Origin of the sequence: Pseudomonas sp. LS.1a (assembly GCF_022533585.1) — a bacterium.
GTDB lineage: Bacteria > Pseudomonadota > Gammaproteobacteria > Pseudomonadales > Pseudomonadaceae > Aquipseudomonas.
Map to the genome: position 1 here is coordinate 5,685,296 of NZ_CP092827.1, position 24,150 is coordinate 5,709,445.

The 24,150-nt window shown below is 59.4% G+C and carries 25 protein-coding genes; 14 read left to right on the plus strand and 11 right to left on the minus strand.

Annotated features, from left to right (window positions below):
* Window positions 1-140: 140 nt before the first annotated feature.
* Window positions 141-1,901: a cation:proton antiporter gene (locus MKK04_RS26175; RefSeq protein ID WP_063912277.1), complete on the minus strand. Its 1,761-nt coding sequence runs from the start codon at window positions 1,899-1,901 to the stop codon at window positions 141-143.
* 344 nt (window positions 1,902-2,245) lie between these two features.
* Here MKK04_RS26175 and MKK04_RS26180 point away from each other — a divergent pair, with 344 nt between their 5' ends.
* A complete protein-coding gene (locus MKK04_RS26180; RefSeq protein ID WP_009683536.1) occupies window positions 2,246-2,731 on the plus strand; it encodes an acyl-CoA thioesterase in 486 nt (161 codons plus the stop codon).
* On the opposite strand, the gene pdxY is transcribed toward MKK04_RS26180, so the two are convergent.
* The gene (gene pdxY, locus MKK04_RS26185; protein WP_207831378.1) at window positions 2,728-3,600 is read right to left on the minus strand and encodes a pyridoxal kinase PdxY; all 873 of its coding nucleotides are present in this window, start codon (window positions 3,598-3,600) and stop codon (window positions 2,728-2,730) included. The two genes, MKK04_RS26180 and pdxY, sit on opposite strands and share 4 nt — an antisense overlap.
* Window positions 3,601-3,720: 120 nt before the next feature.
* Between pdxY and MKK04_RS26190 the strand changes: the two genes are divergently transcribed.
* Complete coding sequence (locus MKK04_RS26190) at window positions 3,721-4,113, plus strand: DUF3301 domain-containing protein (RefSeq protein ID WP_013974846.1); 393 nt, start codon at window positions 3,721-3,723, stop codon at window positions 4,111-4,113.
* Here the strand turns inward: MKK04_RS26190 and MKK04_RS26195 are convergent, their stop codons facing one another.
* From MKK04_RS26195 to zigA, 3 genes are read right to left on the minus strand one after another with little or no spacing between them, the layout of a single operon-like run.
* On the minus strand, window positions 4,114-5,085 hold the full coding sequence (locus MKK04_RS26195; protein ID WP_207831381.1) for a CobW family GTP-binding protein: 972 nt from the start codon (window positions 5,083-5,085) through the stop codon (window positions 4,114-4,116).
* Window positions 5,086-5,124: 39 nt separating this feature from the next.
* Entirely contained in the window at window positions 5,125-5,751 is a 627-nt protein-coding gene (locus MKK04_RS26200) for a DUF1826 domain-containing protein (protein ID WP_241106104.1), read from the minus strand.
* Window positions 5,748-6,956 (minus strand): zinc metallochaperone GTPase ZigA, encoded by a 1,209-nt coding sequence (gene zigA, locus MKK04_RS26205; RefSeq protein ID WP_241106105.1) that lies wholly within the window; start codon window positions 6,954-6,956, stop codon window positions 5,748-5,750. Before zigA ends, MKK04_RS26200 begins: the two co-directional genes overlap by 4 nt.
* Window positions 6,957-7,079: 123 nt before the next feature.
* On the opposite strand from zigA, the gene folE2 reads away from it, so the two are divergent.
* Complete coding sequence (gene folE2 / locus MKK04_RS26210) at window positions 7,080-7,985, plus strand: GTP cyclohydrolase FolE2 (protein ID WP_241106106.1); 906 nt, start codon at window positions 7,080-7,082, stop codon at window positions 7,983-7,985.
* Here the strand turns inward: folE2 and MKK04_RS26215 are convergent.
* Window positions 7,969-8,496, minus strand: coding sequence for a DUF3617 domain-containing protein (locus tag MKK04_RS26215; RefSeq protein ID WP_015272374.1), 528 nt, complete (start codon window positions 8,494-8,496; stop codon window positions 7,969-7,971). The genes folE2 and MKK04_RS26215 overlap by 17 nt on opposite strands.
* 132 nt (window positions 8,497-8,628) lie before the next feature.
* On the opposite strand from MKK04_RS26215, the gene cls reads away from it, so the two are divergent.
* Window positions 8,629-10,068 (plus strand): cardiolipin synthase, encoded by a 1,440-nt coding sequence (cls, locus tag MKK04_RS26220; protein WP_233687615.1) that lies wholly within the window; start codon window positions 8,629-8,631, stop codon window positions 10,066-10,068.
* 141 nt (window positions 10,069-10,209) lie between these two features.
* Here the strand turns inward: cls and cfaB are convergent, their stop codons facing one another.
* Window positions 10,210-11,394: a C17 cyclopropane fatty acid synthase CfaB gene (cfaB, locus tag MKK04_RS26225; RefSeq protein ID WP_207831391.1), complete on the minus strand. Its 1,185-nt coding sequence runs from the start codon at window positions 11,392-11,394 to the stop codon at window positions 10,210-10,212.
* A 207-nt stretch (window positions 11,395-11,601) separates the two neighbouring features.
* Between cfaB and lpdA the strand changes: the two genes are divergently transcribed.
* Window positions 11,602-13,002 carry a dihydrolipoyl dehydrogenase gene (gene lpdA / locus MKK04_RS26230; protein WP_207831393.1) on the plus strand — a complete coding sequence of 467 codons (1,401 nt, stop codon included), beginning with the start codon at window positions 11,602-11,604 and terminating at the stop codon, window positions 13,000-13,002.
* A gap of 335 nt (window positions 13,003-13,337) precedes the next feature.
* Here lpdA and MKK04_RS26235 read toward each other — a convergent pair whose 3' ends face one another.
* A complete protein-coding gene (locus tag MKK04_RS26235) occupies window positions 13,338-14,372 on the minus strand; it encodes a restriction endonuclease (protein ID WP_241106107.1) in 1,035 nt (344 codons plus the stop codon).
* Window positions 14,373-14,582: 210 nt separating this feature from the next.
* Window positions 14,583-15,881, minus strand: a complete 1,299-nt coding sequence (locus MKK04_RS26240) for an MFS transporter (protein ID WP_241106108.1) — start codon at window positions 15,879-15,881, stop codon at window positions 14,583-14,585.
* 32 nt (window positions 15,882-15,913) lie between these two features.
* Here MKK04_RS26240 and MKK04_RS26245 point away from each other — a divergent pair, with 32 nt between their 5' ends.
* From MKK04_RS26245 to MKK04_RS26260, 4 genes are all read left to right on the plus strand, one after another.
* Window positions 15,914-16,408, plus strand: a complete 495-nt coding sequence (locus MKK04_RS26245; protein ID WP_241106109.1) for a MarR family winged helix-turn-helix transcriptional regulator — start codon at window positions 15,914-15,916, stop codon at window positions 16,406-16,408.
* A 63-nt stretch (window positions 16,409-16,471) separates the two neighbouring features.
* Window positions 16,472-16,987, plus strand: coding sequence for an arsinothricin resistance N-acetyltransferase ArsN1 family A (locus MKK04_RS26250; protein ID WP_241106110.1), 516 nt, complete (start codon window positions 16,472-16,474; stop codon window positions 16,985-16,987).
* Window positions 16,984-18,348: an NAD(P)-binding domain-containing protein gene (locus MKK04_RS26255; RefSeq protein WP_241106111.1), complete on the plus strand. Its 1,365-nt coding sequence runs from the start codon at window positions 16,984-16,986 to the stop codon at window positions 18,346-18,348. The genes MKK04_RS26250 and MKK04_RS26255 overlap by 4 nt, the downstream gene beginning before the upstream one ends.
* A 188-nt stretch (window positions 18,349-18,536) precedes the next feature.
* Window positions 18,537-19,364, plus strand: a complete 828-nt coding sequence (locus tag MKK04_RS26260; RefSeq protein WP_241106112.1) for a hypothetical protein — start codon at window positions 18,537-18,539, stop codon at window positions 19,362-19,364.
* 117 nt (window positions 19,365-19,481) lie between these two features.
* Here the strand turns inward: MKK04_RS26260 and MKK04_RS26265 are convergent, their stop codons facing one another.
* Window positions 19,482-20,573, minus strand: a complete 1,092-nt coding sequence (locus tag MKK04_RS26265; RefSeq protein WP_241106113.1) for a flavin-containing monooxygenase — start codon at window positions 20,571-20,573, stop codon at window positions 19,482-19,484.
* Between the two features lie 42 nt (window positions 20,574-20,615).
* Complete coding sequence (locus MKK04_RS26270; protein WP_186661526.1) at window positions 20,616-20,954, minus strand: ArsR/SmtB family transcription factor; 339 nt, start codon at window positions 20,952-20,954, stop codon at window positions 20,616-20,618.
* A 115-nt stretch (window positions 20,955-21,069) separates the two neighbouring features.
* On the opposite strand from MKK04_RS26270, the gene MKK04_RS26275 reads away from it, so the two are divergent.
* Genes MKK04_RS26275 through arsH form a run of 5 tightly spaced genes read left to right on the plus strand, consistent with a single transcriptional unit; the run spans window position 21,070 to window position 24,138 of the window.
* Window positions 21,070-21,483: an arsenate reductase ArsC gene (locus tag MKK04_RS26275; RefSeq protein ID WP_241106114.1), complete on the plus strand. Its 414-nt coding sequence runs from the start codon at window positions 21,070-21,072 to the stop codon at window positions 21,481-21,483.
* An 8-nt stretch (window positions 21,484-21,491) separates the two neighbouring features.
* Window positions 21,492-21,848 (plus strand): metalloregulator ArsR/SmtB family transcription factor, encoded by a 357-nt coding sequence (locus MKK04_RS26280; protein WP_051096013.1) that lies wholly within the window; start codon window positions 21,492-21,494, stop codon window positions 21,846-21,848.
* 19 nt (window positions 21,849-21,867) lie between these two features.
* The gene (locus tag MKK04_RS26285) at window positions 21,868-22,338 is read left to right on the plus strand and encodes an arsenate reductase ArsC (RefSeq protein ID WP_241106822.1); all 471 of its coding nucleotides are present in this window, start codon (window positions 21,868-21,870) and stop codon (window positions 22,336-22,338) included.
* A gap of 18 nt (window positions 22,339-22,356) precedes the next feature.
* A complete protein-coding gene (gene arsB / locus MKK04_RS26290) occupies window positions 22,357-23,418 on the plus strand; it encodes an ACR3 family arsenite efflux transporter (RefSeq protein WP_241106115.1) in 1,062 nt (353 codons plus the stop codon).
* 3 nt (window positions 23,419-23,421) lie between these two features.
* Entirely contained in the window at window positions 23,422-24,138 is a 717-nt protein-coding gene (gene arsH / locus MKK04_RS26295) for an arsenical resistance protein ArsH (RefSeq protein ID WP_241106116.1), read from the plus strand.
* Window positions 24,139-24,150: the final 12 nt, after the last annotated feature.

The window sequence follows — 24,150 nt, forward strand, 5'->3', positions numbered from 1 at the left end:
GGCCGGCACAGGAATAGGAAAATCTATGGCCCAGTGCCATCAATGTAGTTAAAATCGCCAGGCTTTCTGCGCCTGGCGACATCGCTACCGCTCCATCCCCTCGGACGACGGTGAAATCTTGCGCAGGAAGCATGCCCCCTTCAGTGCGTATTCTCGCGGCTGTTCTCCAGCGTCTCCAGCAAGGCAATCTGCATGCGCGTATGCACGCGGATAAACCAGCGCCACAGCAAGGCCACCACCACCGCAGCCACCACGGCAATCACCAGCAGCAACTCGCTGGTCGGCAGAATGCTTGCCGACAGCGCCGACAGCAGCAGGAAAATCACCAGTAGCGACAACAGCGGGATCACCTCGGCAATCACTCGGCGCACACGCTGGGTATGCCGCCCGGCCATTTCGGGCTTGACGCCCATCTCTGCCAACAGCATCGACAGCGCCTTGAGCTTGCGATAGGCAGCAATCAGGAACGGCAGCGACAGCAACAACGCCGCCCCCCAGATCAGCGCTTTCTGCTGGCTGGCATCGCTGACCCACTCACTGAGCCAGTTGCCGATACGCCCGGCGAAGTAGCCACCACTGAAGAAGATGGCGATCACCAGCGCCAGGTTCACCCCCACCTGCAACAGGATGCGCCGGATCATCGCCGCCAGCATGGCGCTCTCGCCCTGCGGCTGGATGCTGCGCAACCATTCGCCATACAACGACAGCACCCGCGCCAGACGGCTGGGCACTACCTTGCCCAGCTTCAGCGACAGCGGGTCGGCGGCGCGGATCAGGTAGGGTGTCAGCAGCGTGGTGATTGCCGATACCGCCACAGCCACCGGGTAGAGGAAGTCGCTGGTCACCTGCAGGGTCATGCCCAGCGCGGCGATGATGAAGGAAAACTCGCCAATCTGCGAAAGCCCCATGCCCACCCGCAGCGATGTGCGCCCGTCATTGCCGGCAATGAACGCGCCCATGCCGCATGACAGCATCTTGCCCAACACCACTGCCAAGGTAATGACCACGATCGGCCAGGCGTAGTCGATCAGCACCTGGGGGTCGATCATCAGGCCGATGGCGACGAAGAAGATGGCGCTGAACAGGTCGCGTACCGGTTCGATCAGGCTCTCGATCTTCAGCAGCTGGCGCGATTCGGCCATGATCGCGCCAATCAGGAAGGCACCCAGCACCATGCTGTATTCCAGCTTCACTACCAGCAGGCAGAAGCCGAAGCACAGGCCCAGTACGGTAATCAGCAACATCTCGTTGCTTTCGAATTTGGCCACGTAGGCCAGCAGCCGCGGCACCAGCAGGATGCCGATGACCAGCGCGACGATCATGAACAGCGACAGCTTGCCAACAGTGGAGAACACCTCGCCCGAGCTGACCGTGCCACTGACGGCGATGCCCGACAGCAGAGCGATGATGCCGATGCCGAGGATGTCCTCGACGATCAGCACGCCGAAGATAAGCTGGGCGAAACGCTCGTTCTTCATCTTCAGGTCGTTGAGCGCCTTGACGATGATGGTGGTCGAGGAAATTGCCAGGATGGCACCGAGGAACAGCGAATCCATGGTGTTCCAGCCGAACCAGCGGCCGATCTCGAAGCCGATCCAGATCATCAGCACGATTTCCAGGAACGCCGCGATGAACGCCGTGGCGCCTACCTTGAACAGCTTGCGCAGGCTGAACTCGAGCCCCAGGCAGAACATCAGGAAGATCACCCCCAGTTCGGCGAGGGTCTTGATGGTGTCTTCGTCGTGGATCAGGCCGAACGGTGGGGTGTGCGGGCCGATGATGAAGCCGGCGACGATGTAGCCCAGCACCACGGGTTGCTTGAGGCGGTGAAAGAGTACGGTGACCACGCCGGCAACCAGCATGATGACAGCCAGGTCCTGGATGAAGCTGATGGCATGCATGGCGTGATACTCCTTTTTCTCGTCCGTTGCTGGATGCCTGGGCAGACCGCTCCTCTGCCAAGGCAACCCTGAGCGAGCAGCAAGTACATACTGTTTTGAATGCAGGAAAGGCCCATGTTGCATGGGCGTAGTCAGGTTAACATCGCACCCCGCCGCAAAAAGGCGGTGCAATATGCAGAAACAGATCGGCTGGAAAAGCGCCGCTGATGGCATGATCGGCGTGACGATGGAGCGTCAGCCAACGTCCCGTATCAGGAAGGCAAATTCAAAAGAGGGGAACAGAAGTGTCTGCAGATAATACCCCCCATTCGCCCGATTCAGCGCAACCTCACCGTGAGCACACTATGGAACCTGGAAACGCCCAGCTGAGCATGACCGTCCTGATGACCCCGGACATGGCCAACTTTTCTGGCAACGTACATGGCGGCACCCTGCTCAAGTACCTCGACGAAGTGGCCTATGCGTGCGCCAGCCGCTATGCCGGCAGTTATGTGGTCACCTTGTCGGTCGACCAGGTGATCTTCCGCGAGCCGGTGCACGTGGGCGAACTGGTGACCTTCCTGGCGTCGGTCAACTACACCGGCAACACCTCGATGGAGGTAGGCATCAAGGTGGTGACCGAGAACATCCGCGAGCGCTCGGTACGCCATTCCAACAGCTGCTTCTTCACCATGGTCGCGGTCGACGACAACCGTCGCCCGGTGCCGGTGCCGCCACGCCAGCCGCAAAGCAGCGAAGAAAAGCGCCGCTTCCTGCAGGGCCAGCAGCGCCGACAGATCCGCCAGGAACTGGAAAAGCGCTACCAGGACCTGAAAACCGACGCCATTTAAAGCGCCAGCAGCTGTGCCTCGAAGCGCACCCGTGGGTGCGCGATGCGGTCCTGGGCCCGCACCAGTTGCAGCTCGTAGCTGGCGCAGGCCTGGGTTTCCAGCAGCACTTCGTGCACGGCTGCAGCGGTGAACTCGAACGCCTGCACCCAGCTGTCGCCGAGCAGCACGCGGGCCAGGAACAGGCCTGAGGTCAGGTCACCCACCCCCACCGGCTGCCGTGGGAACGCCAGCAGCGGGCGACGCAGGTGCCAGCTGTGCTCGGCAGTCACCAGCAGCATCTCGAACTGGTCCTCGGCACGCCCGGGGTAAGCCAGGTGCTTGACCAGCACCACCTGCGGCCCGCGCTGCAGCAGGCTACGGGCCATGTTCACACAGTCCTCCAGCGACTGCGCCCGGCGCCCACAGAAGCTGTCCAGCTCCAGCTGGTTGGGGCACAGGATGTCAGCCGTGGCGGCCGCCTCGTCGAGCAGGAACTCGCTGACTTCCGCTGGCACGATGCAGCCCTTCTCCGGGTGCCCCATGACCGGGTCGCACAGGTACAAGGCCTTTGGGTTTACTGCCTTGATCCGCTCGACGCCGGCCAGAATCGCCCGCCCTTGTTCGGCACTGCCCAGGTAGCCGGACAGCACCGCGTCGCAGTGGCCCAGCTCGCCGATGTTGGAAATGCCTTCCACCAACGCAGGAATTTGCGCCGGGGCAAGCACTTCACCCGCCCACTGGCCATACTGTGTGTGATTGGAGAACTGCACGGTATTGAGCGGCCACACATTGACCCCGATACGCTGCATGGGAAACACCGCGGCGCTGTTGCCGGCGTGGCCGAACACCACATGGGACTGGATGGCGAGCAGGTGCGGGGTACGTTTCATGCGGGAGGTTTCCAAAGCTGTTTCAGGGATTGTGCGCAGCGCAGTATGAACTCGATTGCCACCTGTACGACAGGCCAGGGACGCAGTTAAGCTGGATCGACCTGTTTGGAGCATATGCAAATGTTGACCCTGGAAAACCTCTTCGTCCTGATGCTGGTCGCCACGGCAGGAGCCTGGTTGTGGCACAACCACGGGTTGCGCGAAAAAGCCCTGGAGCGGGTCAAACAGCATTGCGCCAAGCTCGACCTCGAACTGCTCGACGATGCGGTCGCACTCAAGCGTATCGCCTTTGTCCGTGACGCCAACGGCCGCAAGCGCCTGGCGCGCGTCTACGCCTTCGAATTCACCGTCACCGGCGAGCAGCGCCACCCCGGTACCGTGACCCAGTTCGGCGCCCACAGCGTGCAGATCGAACTGGCGCCCTACCCGTTCGAGATCAAGACCCCGCCCCGCGCCGACAATGTCATCGAGATGCAGCAGTGGCGCCAGGAGCACAACCGCTGGCGCAACTGATCAGCTGACGCGGCATTCGCTCAACCCGGCTTGCAACGCGGGTTGCGATTGCGGCTGATCGAAAATCAGCTCGATGCGAGTATCCCTGCGCCAGTCGCTGGGCTGCCAGGTGGGCATGTCTCCATTCAGGCCATTGAATGATTGCCAACCCTCCACACTGTGGATAACCCCTTTGGCGCGTCGCCACGGCCAGGCACGCAGGAACGCCTGCAGCCGCTGTGGATAAAACTGCTGCCCGGGGTGCCAGCGCCAGCCGATGCTCCAACCCCCCTCTCCCTGCTGGGCAAGACAGATCGGCTGGCCGGGGTCCGCCCATAGCGCTGCCGGTGGATCTACAGGATTGTCGACAATCCTGTTATCCACAAACGAGCTGTCGACAATGCCCTTGGGTATAGTTGGAAGGTCCGAAAAGGGCAGCTTCCCTTGGACGGTCCAGAATATTTTCTTTCCATATAATCTGTTATTTATCAACAACTTATAATCTTCATTCACAGCCTCTGATTTGTTGAAAACAATGCTTTCAGAAGCATCGAACGCCTGCTGTTGAGCCTCCGGAAGCTGCTCGTTGCGGACCATCGACTGCGCATCCACGACCATCAGCAATGGCTGTATTGTCAGCACTCCAGCCCAAGGAGCCTGTTGTAACTGGGCAAGTAACTGCAAGGGATGACCCAGCCCGGACGGCTCGATAAACAACCGGTCAGGCCGGGATTTGCGCAGCAGCCGGCCCAGGCCCACCTGGAACGGCATGCCATTGACGCAGCACAGGCAGCCACCTGCGACCTCGCCGATGGCGATGCCGTCTTCGTCACGGCTGAGCAAGGCGGCATCCAGGCCTACCAGGCCGAATTCGTTGATCAATACAGCCCAGCGCTCATTGGCCGGGCGCTGGGCCAGCAGATGACGGATCAGGGTGGTCTTGCCGGCCCCCAACGGGCCGGCAATCACGTGGGTGGGAATGTTCTGCAGCATGGGTGGCTTCGGGCAATAGTGATGCCTCACTATGCGCCGTCATGCCAGCCAGTCAAGGCTGAGCAACAGGCGCCCCTGCTGGCCCGCGGGCGAACGGTGCACCAGGCCCGCACCTTCGTTGCCCTGCCACTTCTCACCTTTGAGCACCGCCACATCACCAGCTTGCAGGTGCTGGATGTTATCCACAGAAGGTAGGGCTGCGTGTAACTCACCACGTTGACTCCTGTGCTCTTGCAACCACTCGCTGCCCGGACCGGTATAGGTGGTGAGCAGACGCAGCGGCACGTTATCCACATGAAAGCGCGGGCACATGGGGCCAGCCAGTACCCGCAGGCGCAAACCGACCCGCCGCGCACCCACCAGGCAGGTATAAGCTGCCACCAGCCAGGTCACATCGGCCACGAATGCCTCGTAGCCGTGCAAGTCCGCCGCTTCGCGCAACAACTCGGTCAGTACCGGCATGTGCTGCTCGTCCACATCGATGACGCGCTGGTCTGCCAAGGGCTGGCCAAGGCCGACTACCAGCGTGGCAAAGTCCTCCAGCTGCGGCGGCAAACGCCGGCGCCATACCGCCAGGTTCACGCCGTCCTGCAGCACTTCGGTCAGCACCTGCGGTGTCTCGCCGAATACCTGGAAGATATCCACAGGCTTGCGTGCGGGGTTCATGCTGCCGCCTCCTCATGCCATGGGCCGAACGGATCGGGCAGACGCAACCAGCCCATGTGCCCCAAGTCCATTTCCTGATCGGTCAACAGGCATGCATCAAGTGCTGTGGATAATTTTTCGAAGTCGATGTTCTGCCCGATGAACACCAGTTCCTGGCGGCAGTCACCACTCTCGGCAGCCCAGTTTTTCATGATCGCCGCGGTGTTATCCACATCCTGTGGCCACTGCTCGCGCGGCACAAAACGCCACCAGCGGCCCGCCAGGCCATGGCGCATCATGCCGCCCGCCTGCGACCAGCTTCCGGCCTCCTGGTACTTGCTGGCCAACCAGAAAAAACCTTTCGAACGCAGCAGTCGGCCATTGCTCCAGGGCGTGTGGATAAAATCGAAGAAGCGCTGTGGATGAAGCGGACGCCGGGCCTGCCAGGTGGTGGCGGCAATGCCGTACTCTTCGGTCTCCGGCACATGCTCGCCACGTAGCTCCTGCAGCCAGCCCGGTGCCTGGGCAGCCTGGTCGAAGTCGAACAGGCCGGTATCGAGAATGCGCGCCAGCGGCACCTGGCCCATGACCATGGGCACGATCTGCGCCCGGGCATTGAGTCTGCGCAGAATGGCCATGAGCTCTTCGCGCTCGTGCTGGCTGATCAGGTCGATCTTGCTCAGCAACAGCACATCGGCGAACTCGACCTGCTCGATCAACAAGTCACTGATCGAGCGCTCGTCCTCCTCACCCAGGGTTTCGCCACGGCTGGCCAGACTGTCTGCTGCCTGGTAATCACGCAGGAAGTTCAGGCCATCGACCACGGTGACCATGGTGTCCAGCCGCGCCATGTCGGACAGGCTGCGGCCCTGTTCGTCACGGAAGGTGAAGGTCTCGGCCACCGGCAGCGGCTCCGAGATCCCGGTGGACTCGATCAGCAAATAATCGAAACGCCCTTCTTCGGCCAACCGTGCCACTTCCTCGAGCAGGTCTTCCCGCAGCGTGCAGCAGATGCAGCCATTGCTCATCTCCACCAGCTTCTCCTCGGCACGGTTGAGGCTGACGTTGCGCTGCACCTCGCTGGCGTCGATGTTGATTTCGCTCATGTCGTTGACGATGACCGCGACCCGCAGGTTGTCGCGGTTACGCAGCACATGGTTGAGCAAAGTGCTTTTGCCGGCACCAAGGAAGCCGGACAGCACGGTGACAGGGAGACGGTTGGACATGGCGAAACCTCTTCAGGCGAGCGCATTCGAAACGATGCATTGCACAATGTTATAAAGTAACAATACAATTTCGCCAAGCCCGTTCTCGACGGACGCGTGCTCCCCTTCTGTTTGGAATGCCAAATGAACCAGCTCAAGCTCCCCGACATTGCCGCCCAAACCCAGGAATATGCCTTGCCGTTGAACTGGGTGGGTATGTGCGGGATCGCCCTGCCTGTGCAGTTCGAAGGGCGCACGGCGGCTGCAACCGTCGATGCCGGTGTAAGCCTGGTAGACGGCAGCTCACGGGGTATCCATATGTCTCGGCTTTACCTTGCCCTGGCTTCCCTGGAGCATCAGCCCCTGACGCCGCTCGCCATCCGCCAACTGCTGGCTCACTTTCTGAGCAGCCACGAAGGCCTTTCTTCTGCGGCTTATCTGCGCCTGCACTTCGACCATCTGCTGAAAAGGCCAGCCCTGGTCAGCCCATTGGATGGTTGGAAAAGCTATGCGGTAACAGTCGACGCAAGGATGGAAAACGAAATGTTCCACGTGGAACTATCCGTTTCCGTGCCTTACTCGTCGACCTGCCCATGCTCGGCTGCACTTGCACGGCAGCTGATTCAGCAGCAGTTCCAGGCGCATTTCGGCGCTGAGCAGGTCGAAAAATCTGCAGTGCTGCAGTGGCTTGGCAGCGCCGAAGGCATCGTAGCGACGCCCCATAGCCAACGCAGTAGCGCACAAATCCGGGTAAGGCTGCGCAGCAATCAGCAGGTACTGCCAATCACCGAGCTGATCGACCGCATAGAAGCCAGCCTGGGGACAGCGGTACAGACCGCGGTAAAGCGCGCAGACGAGCAAGCCTTTGCCTTGGCCAACGGCCAGAACCTGATGTTCTGCGAAGACGCCGCACGACGCCTGCACAAGGCGCTACGGCAAATAGAGTGGAGCACGGCCTTCAAGCTGCGCGTGGAACATGCAGAAAGCCTGCATGCCCACGACGCTGTCGCGACCAGCCAGTGGCAATGGGATGTCAGCTGCGCGGCTTGACCGAACCGCAATCATTACCCAGCCACACGGCACGGGTGTTCATGCTGCCTTGCTGCTGAACACCCGAGGCGTTGAAGGTGCCATTGACCTGTGTGGTGAACTCCCGGTCACTGAGGAAAGTCGCCTGGCCACTGCCCTGTGCCTTGGGGCAACTGAACTGGAATTTCCACACATTGCCGGTGCGGTCGGTGATCTTCTGGGTACAACCTGACTTCGGGTCCTGCAGCGGGATATCGTTGGTTGCCACCTGTTCTGGCGTCAGGCACGAGCGCACCCCCTTGCCCCCAACAGTCACCCCCTGTTTGGCCAGCACCCCTTCCATCATCGCACGCTGCTCCGGCGGCAGGTTCTTCAACTGGCCGAGCATGAACTCCATGTCGGGTAACGGCTTGCCATCGACCTGCATGTTGCTGGTGGTCAGCTCCCACAAACCTGGCTGCAGCATCTGGGCATGCACCAGCGGGCTGCTCACACCTAGGGCCAACGCCAACAGTGGCAGACGAATCTTCATGGACGAACGCTCCTGGAAAAAAGCCGGCCAAGCGGGCCGGGCTGAGCCTTAGACGCCAAATCCACCCGCAGGTTGCAAGACGGACCGGGAACGTGTTCTGTTACTCAAGTGTACTCGGCCAGCAGGATGCATATGGACTACCACAGCCCCTACTTCTTCGGTTATCTACTCGGCCTGGTTCATCTGCTGGGTATCGTCGCCGCACTGCACGCACTGTTCACCGTGCGCACTGCCCAGGGCGCAATCGCCTGGGCGATGCCGTTGTTCTTCATCCCCTACCTCACCCTGATCCCTTACCTGATCTTCGGTGCCCGCTCGTTCTACGCCTATATCAAGGCCCGGCGACAGGCCAACCAGGAAATGCACGTGGCCATGGCCAACCTCAACTGGCGGCCTTGGGTAGAAGAAGCCCTCACCGCCCGCGAGTCGGAAAGCTATGCGGCCCTGCGCGCCATGCCCAAGCTCGGGCGCATGCCCTGCCTTGCCAACAACCAGGTGAAGCTGCTGATCGATGGCAAGGCGACATTCGATGCCATCTTCGCCGCCATCGAAAAAGCCCGCGCCGTGGTGCTGGTGCAGTTCTTCATCATCCATGACGACAGCCTGGGCAAGGCGTTGCAGCAACTGCTGCTGCGCAAAGCCGCCGAGGGGGTGCAGGTGTTCGTGCTGTACGACCGCGTCGGCAGCCATGCCTTGCCGGCCAGCTACAGCCAGCTACTGCGTGACGGTGGTGTACAGATCCATGCCTTCGCTACCCGTCGTGGCTGGTTCAACCGCTTCCAGGTGAACTTCCGCAACCACCGCAAGATCGTGGTGGTGGATGGCCTGCTCGGTTTCATCGGCGGGCATAACGTGGGCGATGAGTACCTTGGTGGCGACCCGCAGCTCTCACCCTGGCGCGACACCCATGTGCAGATCAGCGGGCCGGTGCTGGCCTGCCTGCAGGAGTCGTTCGCCGAGGACTGGTATTGGGCCGCGCGCCAGCTACCGCCGCTGATCCTGCCGGACGCCTACCCGGACAACGGCGTGCTGTGCCAAGCCTTGGCCAGCGGCCCGGCCGACCCACAGGAAACCTGCTCGCTGTTCTTTCTTGAGGCTATTCATTCAGCCACCCGGCGCGTGTGGATCACCAGCCCGTACTTCATCCCCGACGAGGCGGTGTTTGCCGCCCTGCGCCTGGCGGTACTGCGTGGGGTCGATGTGCGCGTGCTGATCCCGTCACGTCCAGACCATCGCATCGTCTATGCCGCCTCCAGTCTGTTCGCCTTCGAAGCGGTACGTGCGGGTGTACGCATGTTCCGCTATCAACCGGGCTTCCTGCACCAGAAGGTGGTGCTGGTGGATGACGATGTCAGTGCGATCGGCAGTGCCAACCTGGACAACCGCTCGTTCCGCCTGAACTTCGAGATCACCCTGCTGACGGTCGACCGCGGCTTCGCCGACCAGGTCGAGAACATGCTGATCAATGACTTTGAACAGGCACGGGAAATTACTGCAGAGGACAGCCGCGATACCCATCGGCTGCAGCAACTGGGGATGCGGATTGCGCGGCTGATTTCGCCGATTCTGTGATGCGTCTGCGCACCTCGCAAGGTATCGCGGCCCTTGTGGGAGCGGGTTTACCCGCGAAGACGTCAGTGGCTGTACCGACGCATTCGCGGGTAAACCCGCTCCCACAGGGTATGGTGTCGCGCTTGCGTGCTTGGTTGCAATTCAGCGATACAAGTCTTCACGCGTCCAGGGTAGATCATGGTGCCCATCGGCGTAGGGCTTCACGGCCAGTATCTGGTGCAGGTTGATCCAGCCCTTCTGGAAGGCATAGGCACACCCGGCCAGGTACAGGCGCCAGATGCGCAAGGTCTTCTCGGGCACTAGCGCCGCTGCCTTGTGCAACTGGTTCTCCAGGTTCTCGCTCCAGTGGTGCAAAGTCTTGGCGTAGTGCAAACGCAGGCTTTCCACGTCCACCACCTCCAGCCCCGCTTCACAGATGCTGGCGCTGATCATTGACAGGTGCGGCAGCTCGCCATGAGGGAACACGTAGCGGTCGATGAACTCGCCAGCGCCACGCCCGACCGGGCGGCCATCCACATGCTTGGCGGTGATACCGTGGTTCATCACCAGGCCCCCTTCCCTCACGGCTCCGAACAGTTTCTGGCTATACAGCGCCAGGTTGGCATGCCCGACATGCTCGAACATGCCAACGCTGACAACCTTGTCGAAGCGGCCATCCTGAGGCAGATCGCGGTAGTCGAGAATCTGCAGGTCGACCCTGTCGGCCAGCCCCTCGGCCTTGACCCGCTCGCGGCCGAGCTTGAGCTGCTCCTTGCTCAAGGTGATACCAAACACCTTGGCGCCATATTCGCGAGCAGCGAAACGCGCCAGCCCACCCCAGCCACAACCAACGTCGAGCAGGTAGTCACCGGCGTCCAGCCGCAGCTTGCGGCACAGGTGATCGAATTTGTCCTGCTGTGCCTGATCCAGCGTGTTGTCCGGCTCGCGGAAGTAGGCGCAGGAGTAGGCCATGTCCTGATCCAGCCAGAGCTGGTAGAACGCGTTGGAAACATCGTAATGGTAGGAAATGGCTTCAGCGTCGGTGCTCTTGTCATGGGCCCGCCGTTGCGGTGGGACGTTGTCCTCGTCGGTCAGTAGCGCTTCGCTCAGCTCATCACATACGCGGATGGCTTCACCAATGTCGCCTTCCAGCTCCAGCTTGCCTTCGACAAATGCCGTGCCCAGCTGGTCCATGCTCGGGTGGCTCAACTGGCTGATCAGCTGCGGCTCCTTGACCAGGATGGTGACCTGCGGGCTAGGCCCCAGATCGAACTGGTTACCGTCCCACAGTTTCAGCCGCAGCGGCAGATGCAGGCTCTGCAGTGCCGGTGGAAGTTGCGCAAGCATGAACGACCCTCCTGTCCGTATTTGGCCACGACGCCTTATATTTCGAACGTCGCCGGATCAGAGTAGTTCATTCGTGGGATGTTTCCTCTAAACCAGACCATGGTCTAGAACCGACTGATCTTATCCATACAGCAGATTGTATACAATTTTTGCATCTCAGCTTAACCTTGTGCCCCTCTTGCGCTTCTTCATCCTGGAGTTGAACCCATGAAATCCTATGACGTGGTGATCATCGGCGGTGGCCCTGGCGGCTACAACGCAGCCATCCGTGCCGGCCAGCTGGGCCTGAGCGTAGCCTGCGTGGAGGGCCGCTCGACCTTGGGTGGCACCTGCCTGAACGTGGGCTGCATGCCCTCCAAGGCGTTGCTGCATGCTTCCGAGCTGTACGAAGCCGCCAGCGGTGACGAGTTCGCCCACCTCGGTATCGAAGTCAAACCTACCCTAAACCTCGCCCAGATGATGAAACAGAAGGACGAGAGCGTGACCGGCCTGACCAAGGGCATCGAGTACCTGTTCCGCAAGAACAAGGTCGACTGGATCAAGGGCTGGGGCCGCCTGGATGGTGTCGGCAAGGTCGTGGTCAAGGCTGAGGACGGCAGCGAAACCGCATTGCAAGCCAAGGACATCGTCATTGCCACCGGCTCCGAGCCTACCCCGCTGCCGGGCGTGACCATCGACAACCAGCGCATCATCGACTCGACCGGCGCGCTGTCGCTGCCACAGGTGCCCAAGCACCTGGTCGTCATCGGCGCCGGCGTGATCGGCCTCGAGCTGGGTTCGGTATGGCGTCGCCTGGGCAGCCAGGTCACGGTCATCGAATACCTCGACCGCATCTGCCCAGGCACCGATGAAGAAACCGCCAGGACCCTGCAGAAGGCCTTGGCCAAGCAAGGCATGGTATTCAAGCTGGGCAGCAAGGTGACCCAGGCCAACGCCAGCGCCGATGGCGTGAGCCTGACCCTGGAGCCAGCCGCTGGCGGTACCGCAGAAACGCTGCAGGCTGACTACGTACTGGTCGCCATCGGTCGCCGCCCCTATACCAAAGGGCTGAACCTGGAAAGCGTGGGCCTGGAGACCGACAAGCGCGGCATGCTCGGCAACGACCACCACCGCACTGCCGTGCCGGGTATCTGGGTGATTGGCGACGTCACCTCCGGCCCGATGCTGGCGCACAAAGCCGAAGACGAAGCGGTGGCCTGCATCGAACGCATCGCCGGCAAGCCCCATGAGGTCAACTACAACCTTATCCCTGGTGTGATCTACACCCGCCCGGAGCTGGCCACCGTGGGCAAGACCGAAGAGCAGCTCAAGGCCGAAGGGCGTGCCTATAAAGTCGGCAAGTTCCCGTTCACGGCCAACAGCCGCGCCAAGATCAACCACGAGACCGAAGGCTTCGCCAAGGTCATCGCCGACGCCGAGACCGATGAAGTGCTGGGTGTGCACCTGGTGGGCCCAAGTGTCAGCGAGATGATTGGTGAGTTCTGCGTGGCCATGGAGTTCTCGGCCTCGGCGGAAGACATCGCCCTCACCTGCCACCCCCACCCCACCCGCTCCGAGGCCTTGCGCCAGGCAGCGATGAATGTGGACGGGATGGCGATGCAGATCTGATGCGAGATAGCCGTGGGCTGCATTGCAGCCCATCGCGACACAAGGCCGCTCCCACAGGGGAACGCGATTCCCTGTGGGAGCGGCCTTGTGTCGCGATGGGACGCGTGGATTTAGAGAATTAAAACTGTCGCAGAGGAGGCCCGCATCATGGGGCTCTTCCCCCATTACGAGGAAACCGCAAAGCTGTCGCAAATGGCGAAAATGCTCAGCCCACAGGTCGTGCTAGAGAATTAAAGCTGTCGCAGCCACTTACCACGCTACCTGCAGCACCATCGAGGCAGTCGCGGACCGAACGATCATTCACGATTCAGCAAGCGGAGGCTACTAGCTCGCGATCAGATCGCGCTGACCTCGTCATAGAACAGCTGGAACACAGGGTCGGTAGCCCGCAGCTCTCTCATGTCCAATTTCAAAAGCGCTTTGCTGTAGGCCTCGAAGCTCGGATAGCGTCTCCCATGCTCCCTAGTAAGCCCTAGCCAATGTCCGAGTCTGGGATGGATGATGACGGGCGCCCAATTGGTATAGGTGATGATTTCATCGAGCATCGACTTGGTGCCTTCGATATCGTTGTCACTATCCACCACAGCCAAAACCCTGACTTCGGGCTGACTCATCAGGAGGCTGTTAACGATTTTGGGAACACCGATCTTGCCCAATGCTGAAATCACCTCGATTTTCTTTGATGACGGTGAATGCTCCAGAATTCGCTGCGCGAGATGAGCCAGAACCTCTCTATCTGAGTCCCCCTCGCAGACAATAATGAGGTCAGCTGATGACGAGTCTGGTCGGCCAATCACCCTGTCTGTCATGCGATCGAAGTGAAGGCGTTCAACTGCCACTCCTTCCGTGCCAGCGCTTTCCACCAACTCGATTGCGGTCGGGTAGTACACCAATCCTTCTTCGGCAGCCTTACGCAGTTTGGCTTTCAAAATGGTCTTGAAGCCCTGTTTTCCAGCGATGGCGGCGTCTATATCCTCTTTGTTGAACAGGATCAGGTTCAGCGACTTCCCTGCTGTCAGCGCATCGACGGCATCCTCGGAATAGCCTGACATTGATATGAAGACACCAAGCGTACCAACGAGCTTACCGTCCACCTTGCCTTTAAACTGGTAAAGCGTGGAAGCAGGTATCGGATCTGCGTGCCATTTCGCTTCCAGCAGAATGAAGGTCCCGTCCAGGTAGAACGAGCCATCAATTTGCTCCCCCTTTGCTTTGTAGCTAGATCGAGGCTCTAGACCATCCGCGTCCAGTAGTCGCTTTAACACGCGCTCAAAATCGAACCCCCGCTTACGTTTCAGCGGCCCTGGGGCGTTGTCACTTAGTTGGCGAAGCTGTGCGTACTGCTCGGGGAGGGCTGGCTCCTGGCTCATGAATGCGTCCATCATTACGGGTAGGCTAGCCCCCAGTATGACGACGGCCCCTAGAGCAACGCTACCAATGGGCAAACCAGGGTTGTAACTGACTACAGCTTTGCGAAACGTTCTTCTTCATGACCATCACTTACCTCAAGCAGGAGCGGCGCACGGTCAACATGTTCGAGGCTGACCCGCAACAGCCCGCGGATGATTTCGGGCTTGCTGCTAGGGATCAGACCTAGTAGGCAGGTAGCAACTACCCCACAGCGCCACCGCCACCATAATCGCCATTAGCAAAAGCATCACAGGGGCGCCCTGAGCGCTCAACACAAAAGCTGCAGCAAATGGCCCTGCGGCCTGTGCGAGAAGCATGGGCCGCGCCAGTGCTCCCATCCGGGCGCCATATCCCTGGGGGCCAAAAAGCACCAACGGCAATGTGCCACGGGCGATGGTCAAAATCCCCATACCCGCGCCGTAAAGTGCCGCTCCAGGAAATGCCAGCCAAGGCACACCTGGGATAAACAGGCAGATGCCGATGAGGCTTACCATCACACCGACGCGAGCCGACCAGCTCGGATGAAGATGCCGGGCAATCGAAAATTCCAGCACCCTGGCAACCACCTGGGCCGGTCCAATGACCATCCCGACTGCCAATACCGTGACCGTTGGCAGGCCCAGTTGCTTGAGTGCCGCGAGCAGGTGAACCGAGAGGCTGGCCATGACGAAGGCGACTACCGTCAGCAGACCTGCAACAAGCCAGAAAAGGCGGCGGCTACGTTCATCGAGCGTCACCGAAGCCAGCTCTTCCGAGGTTGACTCTTTTCCTGAGCCGAGCGGTTTCGGCACCGCCAACCAATGAACAGGCAAGCCAACCACAACATGTATCGCAGCAAGTACCAAGCAGGTGTCCCGCCAGCCTATCCATGACTCCAGTGCCGCCAACGCGGGCCATCCAACAGTACTGGCAAAGCCGCCAATCAAGGTCAGCCCCGTTATTGCACCCCGCGCACGCTCTCCCAGCAACGTCCCAAGAGTGGCAAAGGCCGCGTCGTACAAACCCGTGGCCATGGCTACGCCGAGGAGCGACCAAGCCAGGTAATAGAGCCACAGAGAGCTGGCGATCGACATCACCATGAGCCCTGCACCCAGCATCAGCGAGCTGAAAACAAGGACCGAGCGCCCGCCGCGACGGTCAATCGATCGGCCAGCCAGCGGAGAGCAGAGACCAGCAACTAGCATGCCCCAAGACAGTCCGCCCACGACAAACGATAGAGACCAGCCCATATCGCGAGCAATTGGACCTGCCAGGACCGCCGGGAGGTAGAACGTCGACGCCCAAGCCAAGATCTGGGTGATACCCAAGGTGAACACCAACCGAGTGCGACCCACGTTAGCTGGCAGGGGCGGTTCATGTCGAGTCACGACAGTCCTCGTTATGGTTGTTAGTAACAACCAATGTAGTCGACGGAGCTCTGAAAGGTCAATCTGATGACCGGTCAGTTGACGAGCGCGCTCATCGCCCATATTGTTGCAGGTAACAACTAACTGGAAATGACATGCTGAACAAGCACAACGACGACCTTAGCCGTGATGCTGAAGACCTCTACGAAGCCCTGAACCAGCTGGTGCGCGTCTACCAGTTCAGGGATCGCGATCGCATCTGCTGCTACGACGTATCCGTCACCCAGTGCTACGCCATCGAGACCTTGGTGAAGCAGGGACCACTACGTCTGCAGGCGCTGGCCGAGGAAATGTTCCTGGACAAGAGTACGGCTAGCCGTGTCGTCGATACGTTGGAGCGCAAAGGGTATGTCTCCCGCGTGGAAGATCCGGAAGACCGCCGTGCCGTGCGGGTCCAGGCTACCGAAGCCGGTGCCGACCTGTATGAGCGCATCCGCGATGATCTCATCAATGAAGAAAAGGCGATGATCAGTTGCATGGCACCGGAAGTACGCCTGGGAGCCCTGACGCTCCTGCGGCAGCTGACCCGCGCTGCTGAGGTACGTTGTGGCTTGGCAAACGAGAGTTGCCCAGCGAAGCCGCAAGAATAATGAGGGAGAGATCTCCCTTTTTTATCTAAATTGTTGTTACTACCAACTTAAAAAGGAAGCCAGATGCACATTCGCCCCGCTCAGCTCGGTGATGTTCAGGCCATCGCCGAGATTTACAACCAAGGGATCGATGACCGTAGCTCTACGTTTGAGACCCAGCCTCGGACCGCTATGGATGTACAGCCCTGGGTTGCCGATATGTCTCGCTTCCCGGTGCTGGTCGTCGAGCTGGACGGCGCAGTAGTGGCGTGGGCAAACCTAAGCAGCTACCGGGCGCGCTCCTGCTATGCCGGCATCGCTGATTTCTCGATTTACCTGCGGCGAGATGTCCGTGGGCGTGGCATCGGCAAGGCACTGCTGAACGCACTGTTGAGAGAAGCAGAAGCACGGGGCTTCTGGAAAGTCCTTTCCCGCATTTTCACCTTCAACGAAGCAAGCCTCGCGCTCTGCCAATCCTGCGGTTTCCGAAAGGTCGGCGTCTATGAAAAACACGCATGCCTTGAAGGACGCTGGCTTGATTGCGCCATCGTTGAACGAGTCTTCCCCTCCAACCAACCTGACACAGGAGAACGAGCATGAGCCAATCTGATCTTCCCATCGTAATCATCGGCGCCGGCCCCGTGGGGCTGGCGGCTGCTGCGCACGCACTGGCGCGGGGTATGAACCCACTCATTTTTGAAGCAGGCAGCCAGGCTGGAGAAAGCATCCGCCAATGGGGCCACGTCAGCATGTTCTCGCCGTGGGAATACAACGTAGACAAGGAGGCTGCAAAGTTACTGTCGGCAACGGGCTGGCAAGCGCCTGATTCGGACACGTACCCCACAGGTCGTGAACTGCTGGATCACTACTTGCTCCCGCTAGCTGGGCTGCCAGTCATCAAGGAACGACTTCATCTAGACTCTCGCGTTACTGCTGTGACGAAAGTCGGCGCTGATGTGCAGAAAACCAAAGGCCGCGAATCTGCCGCGTTCCTAGTGCGTGTTAAAGGGCCAAAGGGTGAGCAAGACATCCAGGCTCGCGCAGTCATCGATGCCTCGGGCACGTACGAGACCCCGAACTGGATGGGCGCATCCGGCATTCCGGCATTGGGAGAGTTGAACGCCAAAGCGCATATTGCCTATGGGATTCCCGATGTCAGCGGCAATGCGCACGATCGTTATCTCGGGCGCCGAGTGCTGGTTGTAGGTGGCGGACACTCGGCATTCAACGCTCTTCAGGATCTGGTCCAACTGCCCGGTACCCAGGTTTCGTGGGCTATTCGCGGACACTCGCTAGATAAAATTCTGGGTGGTGGTGCCAATGACAAATTGGCCGAACGCGGCAGCCTGGGTCTGCGAATCCGTGCATTGCTCGAACAAGGAAAGATCTCGCTACACCAGGACATCTCCATCAGCCAGGTCGACACGACCGAACAGGGGCTGGTCGTGCACAGCAATGGCCAAGCTCTGCCAGAGGTGGATGAGATCATCGTCGCCACGGGCTTCCGCCCTAATCTGCAGCTTCTGGGCGAGCTACGACTGGCTATCGACCCGGCTACACAAAGCCCTGTTCAGTTGGCCCCGTTGATCGACCCGAATGAGCACAGCTGCGGTACCGTTCGCCCCCATGGCATCGATGAGCTCTCTCATCCCGACGAAGGCATTTTTATCGTAGGCATGAAGAGCTACGGTCGTGCTCCGACATTCCTGATGATTACCGGGTATGAGCAGGTGCGCTCAATCATGGCCGGGCTTGCAGGCGACTGGGAAGCGGCACGGCGTGTCGAGCTCGAACTGCCCGAAACCGGTGTCTGCAGCCTTCAGTTCGAGGAGCAAGATGAAGCGTCCAACTGCTGCGCGCCCGAGCCCGCGACTCAGGCCAGTTGCTGCGATTCACCGAAACCTTTGGCCGTTCCTTCTGTTGAAAAAGTTAGCTGCTGTACACCGGTGGGCAACACCTAAGGCTGCAGTTGAGGGGCAGACCAAGCCCTGCCAGAGCTCAGATCTGGCGGGGCGCTTTAGCCTCTGAAGATTGAGAGCGGCCCCCGCAGACCAACAAGTCCGACGCCAGAAGTGGAACTAGCGGGGACGAAAATTTGAGAGCAGAATCACCAGCTTTGCCTACATTGCACTGGGTTGAGGGGGAAGGTGTGGGAGCAGAGCTGGATCGGGTAAAGGATCGTAAAAGAAGCAGGGCGTTAATCGAGGATCTCTACCTCGATGCGAACCGTGTCTACGTAATCCACTATTCCTGCGAATCGTTCTACGAGAACGATACCGGGGAGTCGAAACGTGTGACATCCATTGCCACACGAAACCTAAAAACAGGTCAGACGAAATCGTGGTCAATCCATAAGGAAGCAGAGCTCAGTAAACAGCTGTCTAGCATGCAAGCCGAGCTCAATAAATTCGAAAAGTCGATGTTGAAGGGGTTTTTCCAGTGGCTTGATAAGCACAAGGATTGCCGGTTTCTGCATTGGAACATGCGGGACGAGAATTTCGGGTTCTTTGCACTCGAGCATCGATTCCGGGTGCTCGGAGGCAAGCCTGTAGAGTTACCGGATGACAAAAAGGTAGACCTTGCGCGTGAGCTGGTCGCCTTATACGGAAGAAGCTACGCTCCGCATGCCGATAGTAAAGGAAGGAAAGGCAGGATCATGGCGTTAGCTGAGCTCAACAATGCCAGCGACCAAGATGCGCTGCCGGGTGCTGATGAAGCAGCAGCCTTTGTGAATGCTGAATACATAAAAATGCATCAATCGACGCTAAGAAAGCTCGATATGTTTGCGAATTTCTTCGAAAGGACGCATGACAAGTCTCTGAAGACAAAATCCAAATGGTACGAGCGGAACGGGGTGCACCCTGTAGTTTTGGTTGAGATCGTCAAAGACCACCCAATCTACACAACCGTGATCGTGCTCAGCGGCCTTGCCATTGCTACTGTCAACTTCAGCCGTTTCTGGGCGCTTTTCAGTTAGTTCCCCTGTAGCAGGCTCTGTCCATCCATTGCGGTGAAAAGGGTCTGCCAGGTATCTAAATCAGAATGCAAGGGGTGCCGTCAGCCTTACGTTCAGGCCAAGGCTATGAACATAAACTCAACCAGTACCAAACTGAGTTTTGACGGCTGGTTGGGCAACCTTTCCCAGGTGTTGAAGCATAAGAGGCATCAGATATCTCGCGTCAGCACCCACGCCCCTCAGCGTTGCCGAGGCGAAATTTCTTTGCTTGGGCAGACCCACGAAGTACAAGCCAGGCACCTGAATTGCCACGCCGCTTCGCTGTAGCGTACGCCCGTGCCGGTCAACGACAGGGAGCTGCGCCAGAAACTCCTGGTTAGGGCGAAATCCTGTTGCGAATATCAGCGCGTCAATCTGGGTGCTGCTTCCGTCTGGCCAAATCACACCGTCGGGCAGTACCTGCTGGAACATGGCTCTGCGCTGAATTCTGCCGCTGCTAAGTGCCTTTCGGTACTTGCCGGTGTCGAGCACTGGAGTGCTTTGATCACTCAACCATCGTGTTTGCCCCAACCCGGTGAATTTCAGCCAGGCATGAAAATCGAGCCCCAGAATCCGCTGAGGGAAGAAGCGGATCTTCTCGCGGGTAGCCAGCACTACCTGTGCAACGCCGGCAAGCTCATAGGCAATCTGAACAGCCGAGTTCGCTGCCCCCACAACGACAACACGCTGGCCGGCAAAGGCCTCAGGTGTTCGATAAGCGGAGCTATGCAGGCAGTGTCCTGAAAAGTTCTCCAGCCCAGGAATGTCAGGCATGAAAGGACGGCTGAAACCCCCTGATGCCACTACCACAGCACGCGCAGTGAAAGTCGCTCCGTTGGCGGTGCGAACCTCAAATGCCTTGTCCTTCTGTACGACCGCCACCACACGGGTACCGCCCTGAAAATGCAGCTGAAACTCGGCGGCGTATGCCTCCAGGTACTGCACCACTTCGTCTCGCGACGGGTAGCCCTTGGGATCGCCAGGAAACGCACGCCCCGGTAGCGCAGAGTACTCAGCTGGTGAGAACAGCTGCAGGCTTTCGTAGTAGTTACGCCAGTTCCCGCCTGGGGATGTCTGCTCATCCAAGATGAGGTATTCCAATCCTTGCTGCTGCAATTGGCAGCCAGTCGCCAAACCTGCTTGCCCACCACCGATGACGACCACATCCAGAACGCGATTCGAATCATTCATATGTGCGCACTCATGCATATATAGGGACAAAAAAAGGCCGGGCTACGGACAGCACAGCGAAACCAGACCTTTGGTTCGCTGGAGCAGGCCCTCCAGTCGCTCGACGATCGCTCCACCATTCACTTCATAGAACACCTGCCTGCCCACCTTGGTGGCCTTCACGATCTGGGCGTCATGCAATACCTGCAGGTGCCTGGAGATCACCGAGCGCTCTTGTGGCAGCTCTTTGGCGATTTCGCCGACATCAGCCCGGCCGAGCAAAAGCACGCGCTTGAAAACCGCGACTCTGGAAGGCTCGCAAAGCGCTTTGAAGAAGGCCTCGTCCAGCGACTCGATGGCGGCGTCGATGGCTTGAGCACGGAGGTTTTGGTTGGTCGTCATGCGGCCAATATATGTGCGTGAACGCGCACATGTAAAGCCACCCATCACCGAGGGGTTGCGACACATTCGAAAAAGCGTATATTCGAAAAACCATATACACGCAGGATTACAAGTGATGGCTGGCAAGATCCGCGTCTTGTTCGTTTGCACCGCAAACTCCGCACGCTCCCAGCTCGCCGAAGCATTGCTCCGCCACACGGACCCTGTTCGCTTTGAGGCTTTCAGCGCCGGGACCCAGCCTGGCGAGGTCGACCAGCGTACCTATGCCGCCCTCGAAAACCTCGCTATCGATACCAGCGCTTTGCACAGCAAGTCCATCGATGAGTTCGCCGGTGAGCGCTTCGACTATGTGATTACGCTCTGCGACAAGGCGGCCCATGAGTGCCATGCGTTGCCTGCCTTCGGCGAGTTTCTGGCGTGGAACTTCGAAGACCCTGTCACCAGTGACCAACACGATGCCTTCCGACACACGCTTCACGAGATACATGAGCGCATCAAGATGTTCGTCCTGGTGAAAACCAAACACTGAGAATTGCTATGACTGACTCGCTGACCCCCACCAAGGTTTTCAAATGCCTCGCCGACGAGAACCGCATTCGGATGATGCTGCTGATCGCTCGCGAGGAAGAACTCTGCGTCTGTGAACTGACCTGCGCGCTGGAAGAAAGCCAGCCCAAGGTTTCCCGCCACCTGGCGCAACTGCGCACCTGTGACCTGCTGGAAGACCGCCGTCAGGGCCAGTGGGTTTATTACCGGCTGCATCCATCCCTTCCTGCCTGGGTACGTGAGGTCCTGGCGACGACGCTGGAAGCCAACCGCGAATGGCTAAGTACTAGCACCAAACGACTGGACACCATGGGTGACCGCCCTCAACGCGTCGCCTCCTGCTGCTGATCATTGCCGAGAAAAACCGATGAATGTTCTGTTCCTCTGCACCGCCAATAGCTGCCGCAGCATCCTCTCCGAGGCTGTTTTCAATCATCTGGCCCCGGCCGGCATGAAGGCCTACAGCGCCGGCAGCCAGCCAAAGGGTGAGGTGCACCCGCTGTCCATCACCGCGCTGCGGCGTGCCGGTATCTCCACCGAGGGCCTCAACAGCAAGTCCAGTGACGCGCATGCCGAGCTGGCACCGGACTTTGTCATCACCGTATGCGACAAGGCCGCTGGCGAAGCCTGCCCCGTGTTCTTCGGACCAGCAGTGAAAGCCCACTGGGGACTTTCTGACCCTTCGGATTTGCACGGTAGCGCCGCCGAGCTGGACGCGGCGTTCGACAACACGCTTGAGCAGATCAAGCGACGCCTCAAGGCATTCATCGCACTGCCTTTCGACCAAATGGATGCCGCCCAGCTCAAGGTCGAGCTGGCCCGCATCGGAACGCTCTGACGTTTAGGGAGATCCACCATGAGCAAAAGCCGACTTTCATTCCTCGACCGCTACCTGACGGTCTGGATCTTTCTGGCCATGGGCCTAGGCATTGGTCTGGGTAGTCTGTTCCAGGGTTTTCCAGCGTGGCTGAACAGCCTGTCGGTAGGCTCGACAAACATACCCATCGCCATTGGCCTCATCGTCATGATGTACCCACCTCTGGCGAAGGTGAAATACGAGGAGTTGCCGCAGGTCTTCAAGGACAAACGCATCCTCACCTTGTCGCTGATCCAGAACTGGGTGATCGGCCCGGTCCTGATGTTCGGGCTGGCCGTTGTCTTCCTTTCCGATAAGCCTGAGTACATGACCGGCCTGATCCTCATCGGCTTGGCACGCTGCATTGCCATGGTCCTGGTGTGGAACCAGATCGCCGGTGGCAACAACCAGTACGTGGCCGGTCTGGTCGCCTTCAACAGCATTTTCCAGATCCTGTTCTTCAGCGTGTACGCCTGGATCTTCCTGGGCCTGCTGCCGCCACTGTTTGGCCTTGAAGGTAGCGTCATCGAGACCAGCTTCCTCGAAATCGCCCAATCGGTACTGATCTATCTGGGTATCCCGTTCCTGGCTGGTTTCTTGACCCGCAAGATCCTGATCAGCAGCAAGGGCGAGACCTGGTATCAGGAGCGCTTCATCTCGAAGATCAGCCCGCTGACCCTCGTGGCATTGCTGCTGACCATCGTCGCCATGTTCAGCCTGAAAGGCGACATGGTGCTGCAACTGCCGCTGGATGTGCTGCGCATCGCTATCCCGCTGACCATCTACTTCGTGGTGATGTTCTTCATCAGCTTCTGGATGGGCAAGCTGCTGGAGGCCGACTACCCGCGCACCACTGCGCTGGCGTTCACCGCAGCAAGCAACAACTTTGAACTGGCCATTGCTGTGGCCATCGCCACCTTCGGTCTTGCCTCGCCGGTCGCGTTTGCCACCGTCATCGGGCCCTTGGTGGAAGTGCCGGTACTGATCTCACTGGTGGGCGTGGCCTTGTGGCTCAAGCGCCGCTGGTTCGATCAGCCATCCGGTGCCTTGTCTCAGGAGTAAATCATGACCGAACACCACATCCCCAATATCGACAACGATCTGGTCGACCTGCCGACAGCAGACAAGCTGGCAGTCGAGCAAAAGTCCACTCATAAGCCTCGCATCCTGCTGCTGTACGGATCGACCCGCGAACGCTCGTTCAGCCGCCTGCTGACGGAAGAAGCGGCACGCCTGCTGGAGCACTTCGGTGCCGAGACGCGGATCTTCAATCCGACCGGGCTGCCACTGGCGGATGACGTGCCCGATGACCACCCCATGGTCAAGGAGCTGCGCGATCTGGTGCTGTGGTCCGAAGGCATGGTCTGGTGCTCGCCAGAACGCCACGGTGCAATGACCGGCGTGTTCAAGTCGCAGATCGACTGGATTCCACTGAGCATGGGCGCCGTGCGCCCCACTCAAGGCAAAACCCTCGCGGTGATGCAGGTCTGCGGCGGCTCGCAGTCGTTCAACGTGGTCAACCAGCTGCGCGTCCTCGGCCGCTGGATGCGCATGTTCACCATCCCTAACCAGTCGTCCGTGCCGAAGGCCTACCTGGAATTCGACGAGTCGGGCCGCATGAAGCCCTCTTCGTACTACGACCGTGTCGTCGACGTGATGGAGGAGCTGGTGAAGTTCACCCTGCTGCTTCGTGATCGCTCCGACTACCTGGTCGATCGCTACTCCGAACGTAAAGAGTCGGCTGAAGAACTATCCAAGCGTGTCAATCAACGATCCATTTGAGGCTTTGTGAGC

Excerpts from the sequence above, each read along its gene's own strand:
- MKK04_RS26175 (WP_063912277.1), bottom strand. The coding sequence starts at position 1,901 with ATGCATGCCATCAGCTTCATCCAGGACCTGGCTGTCATCATGCTGGTT.
- MKK04_RS26180 (WP_009683536.1), top strand. The coding sequence starts at position 2,246 with ATGGAACCTGGAAACGCCCAGCTGAGCATGACCGTCCTGATGACCCCG.
- pdxY (WP_207831378.1), bottom strand. The coding sequence starts at position 3,600 with ATGAAACGTACCCCGCACCTGCTCGCCATCCAGTCCCATGTGGTGTTC.
- MKK04_RS26190 (WP_013974846.1), top strand. The coding sequence starts at position 3,721 with ATGTTGACCCTGGAAAACCTCTTCGTCCTGATGCTGGTCGCCACGGCA.
- MKK04_RS26195 (WP_207831381.1), bottom strand. The coding sequence starts at position 5,085 with ATGCTGCAGAACATTCCCACCCACGTGATTGCCGGCCCGTTGGGGGCC.
- MKK04_RS26200 (WP_241106104.1), bottom strand. The coding sequence starts at position 5,751 with ATGAACCCCGCACGCAAGCCTGTGGATATCTTCCAGGTATTCGGCGAG.
- zigA (WP_241106105.1), bottom strand. The coding sequence starts at position 6,956 with ATGTCCAACCGTCTCCCTGTCACCGTGCTGTCCGGCTTCCTTGGTGCC.
- folE2 (WP_241106106.1), top strand. The coding sequence starts at position 7,080 with ATGAACCAGCTCAAGCTCCCCGACATTGCCGCCCAAACCCAGGAATAT.
- MKK04_RS26215 (WP_015272374.1), bottom strand. The coding sequence starts at position 8,496 with ATGAAGATTCGTCTGCCACTGTTGGCGTTGGCCCTAGGTGTGAGCAGC.
- cls (WP_233687615.1), top strand. The coding sequence starts at position 8,629 with ATGGACTACCACAGCCCCTACTTCTTCGGTTATCTACTCGGCCTGGTT.
- cfaB (WP_207831391.1), bottom strand. The coding sequence starts at position 11,394 with ATGCTTGCGCAACTTCCACCGGCACTGCAGAGCCTGCATCTGCCGCTG.
- lpdA (WP_207831393.1), top strand. The coding sequence starts at position 11,602 with ATGAAATCCTATGACGTGGTGATCATCGGCGGTGGCCCTGGCGGCTAC.
- MKK04_RS26235 (WP_241106107.1), bottom strand. The coding sequence starts at position 14,372 with ATGAGCCAGGAGCCAGCCCTCCCCGAGCAGTACGCACAGCTTCGCCAA.
- MKK04_RS26240 (WP_241106108.1), bottom strand. The coding sequence starts at position 15,881 with ATGGGCGATGAGCGCGCTCGTCAACTGACCGGTCATCAGATTGACCTT.
- MKK04_RS26245 (WP_241106109.1), top strand. The coding sequence starts at position 15,914 with ATGCTGAACAAGCACAACGACGACCTTAGCCGTGATGCTGAAGACCTC.
- MKK04_RS26250 (WP_241106110.1), top strand. The coding sequence starts at position 16,472 with ATGCACATTCGCCCCGCTCAGCTCGGTGATGTTCAGGCCATCGCCGAG.
- MKK04_RS26255 (WP_241106111.1), top strand. The coding sequence starts at position 16,984 with ATGAGCCAATCTGATCTTCCCATCGTAATCATCGGCGCCGGCCCCGTG.
- MKK04_RS26265 (WP_241106113.1), bottom strand. The coding sequence starts at position 20,573 with ATGAATGATTCGAATCGCGTTCTGGATGTGGTCGTCATCGGTGGTGGG.
- MKK04_RS26270 (WP_186661526.1), bottom strand. The coding sequence starts at position 20,954 with ATGACGACCAACCAAAACCTCCGTGCTCAAGCCATCGACGCCGCCATC.
- MKK04_RS26275 (WP_241106114.1), top strand. The coding sequence starts at position 21,070 with ATGGCTGGCAAGATCCGCGTCTTGTTCGTTTGCACCGCAAACTCCGCA.
- MKK04_RS26280 (WP_051096013.1), top strand. The coding sequence starts at position 21,492 with ATGACTGACTCGCTGACCCCCACCAAGGTTTTCAAATGCCTCGCCGAC.
- MKK04_RS26285 (WP_241106822.1), top strand. The coding sequence starts at position 21,868 with ATGAATGTTCTGTTCCTCTGCACCGCCAATAGCTGCCGCAGCATCCTC.
- arsB (WP_241106115.1), top strand. The coding sequence starts at position 22,357 with ATGAGCAAAAGCCGACTTTCATTCCTCGACCGCTACCTGACGGTCTGG.
- arsH (WP_241106116.1), top strand. The coding sequence starts at position 23,422 with ATGACCGAACACCACATCCCCAATATCGACAACGATCTGGTCGACCTG.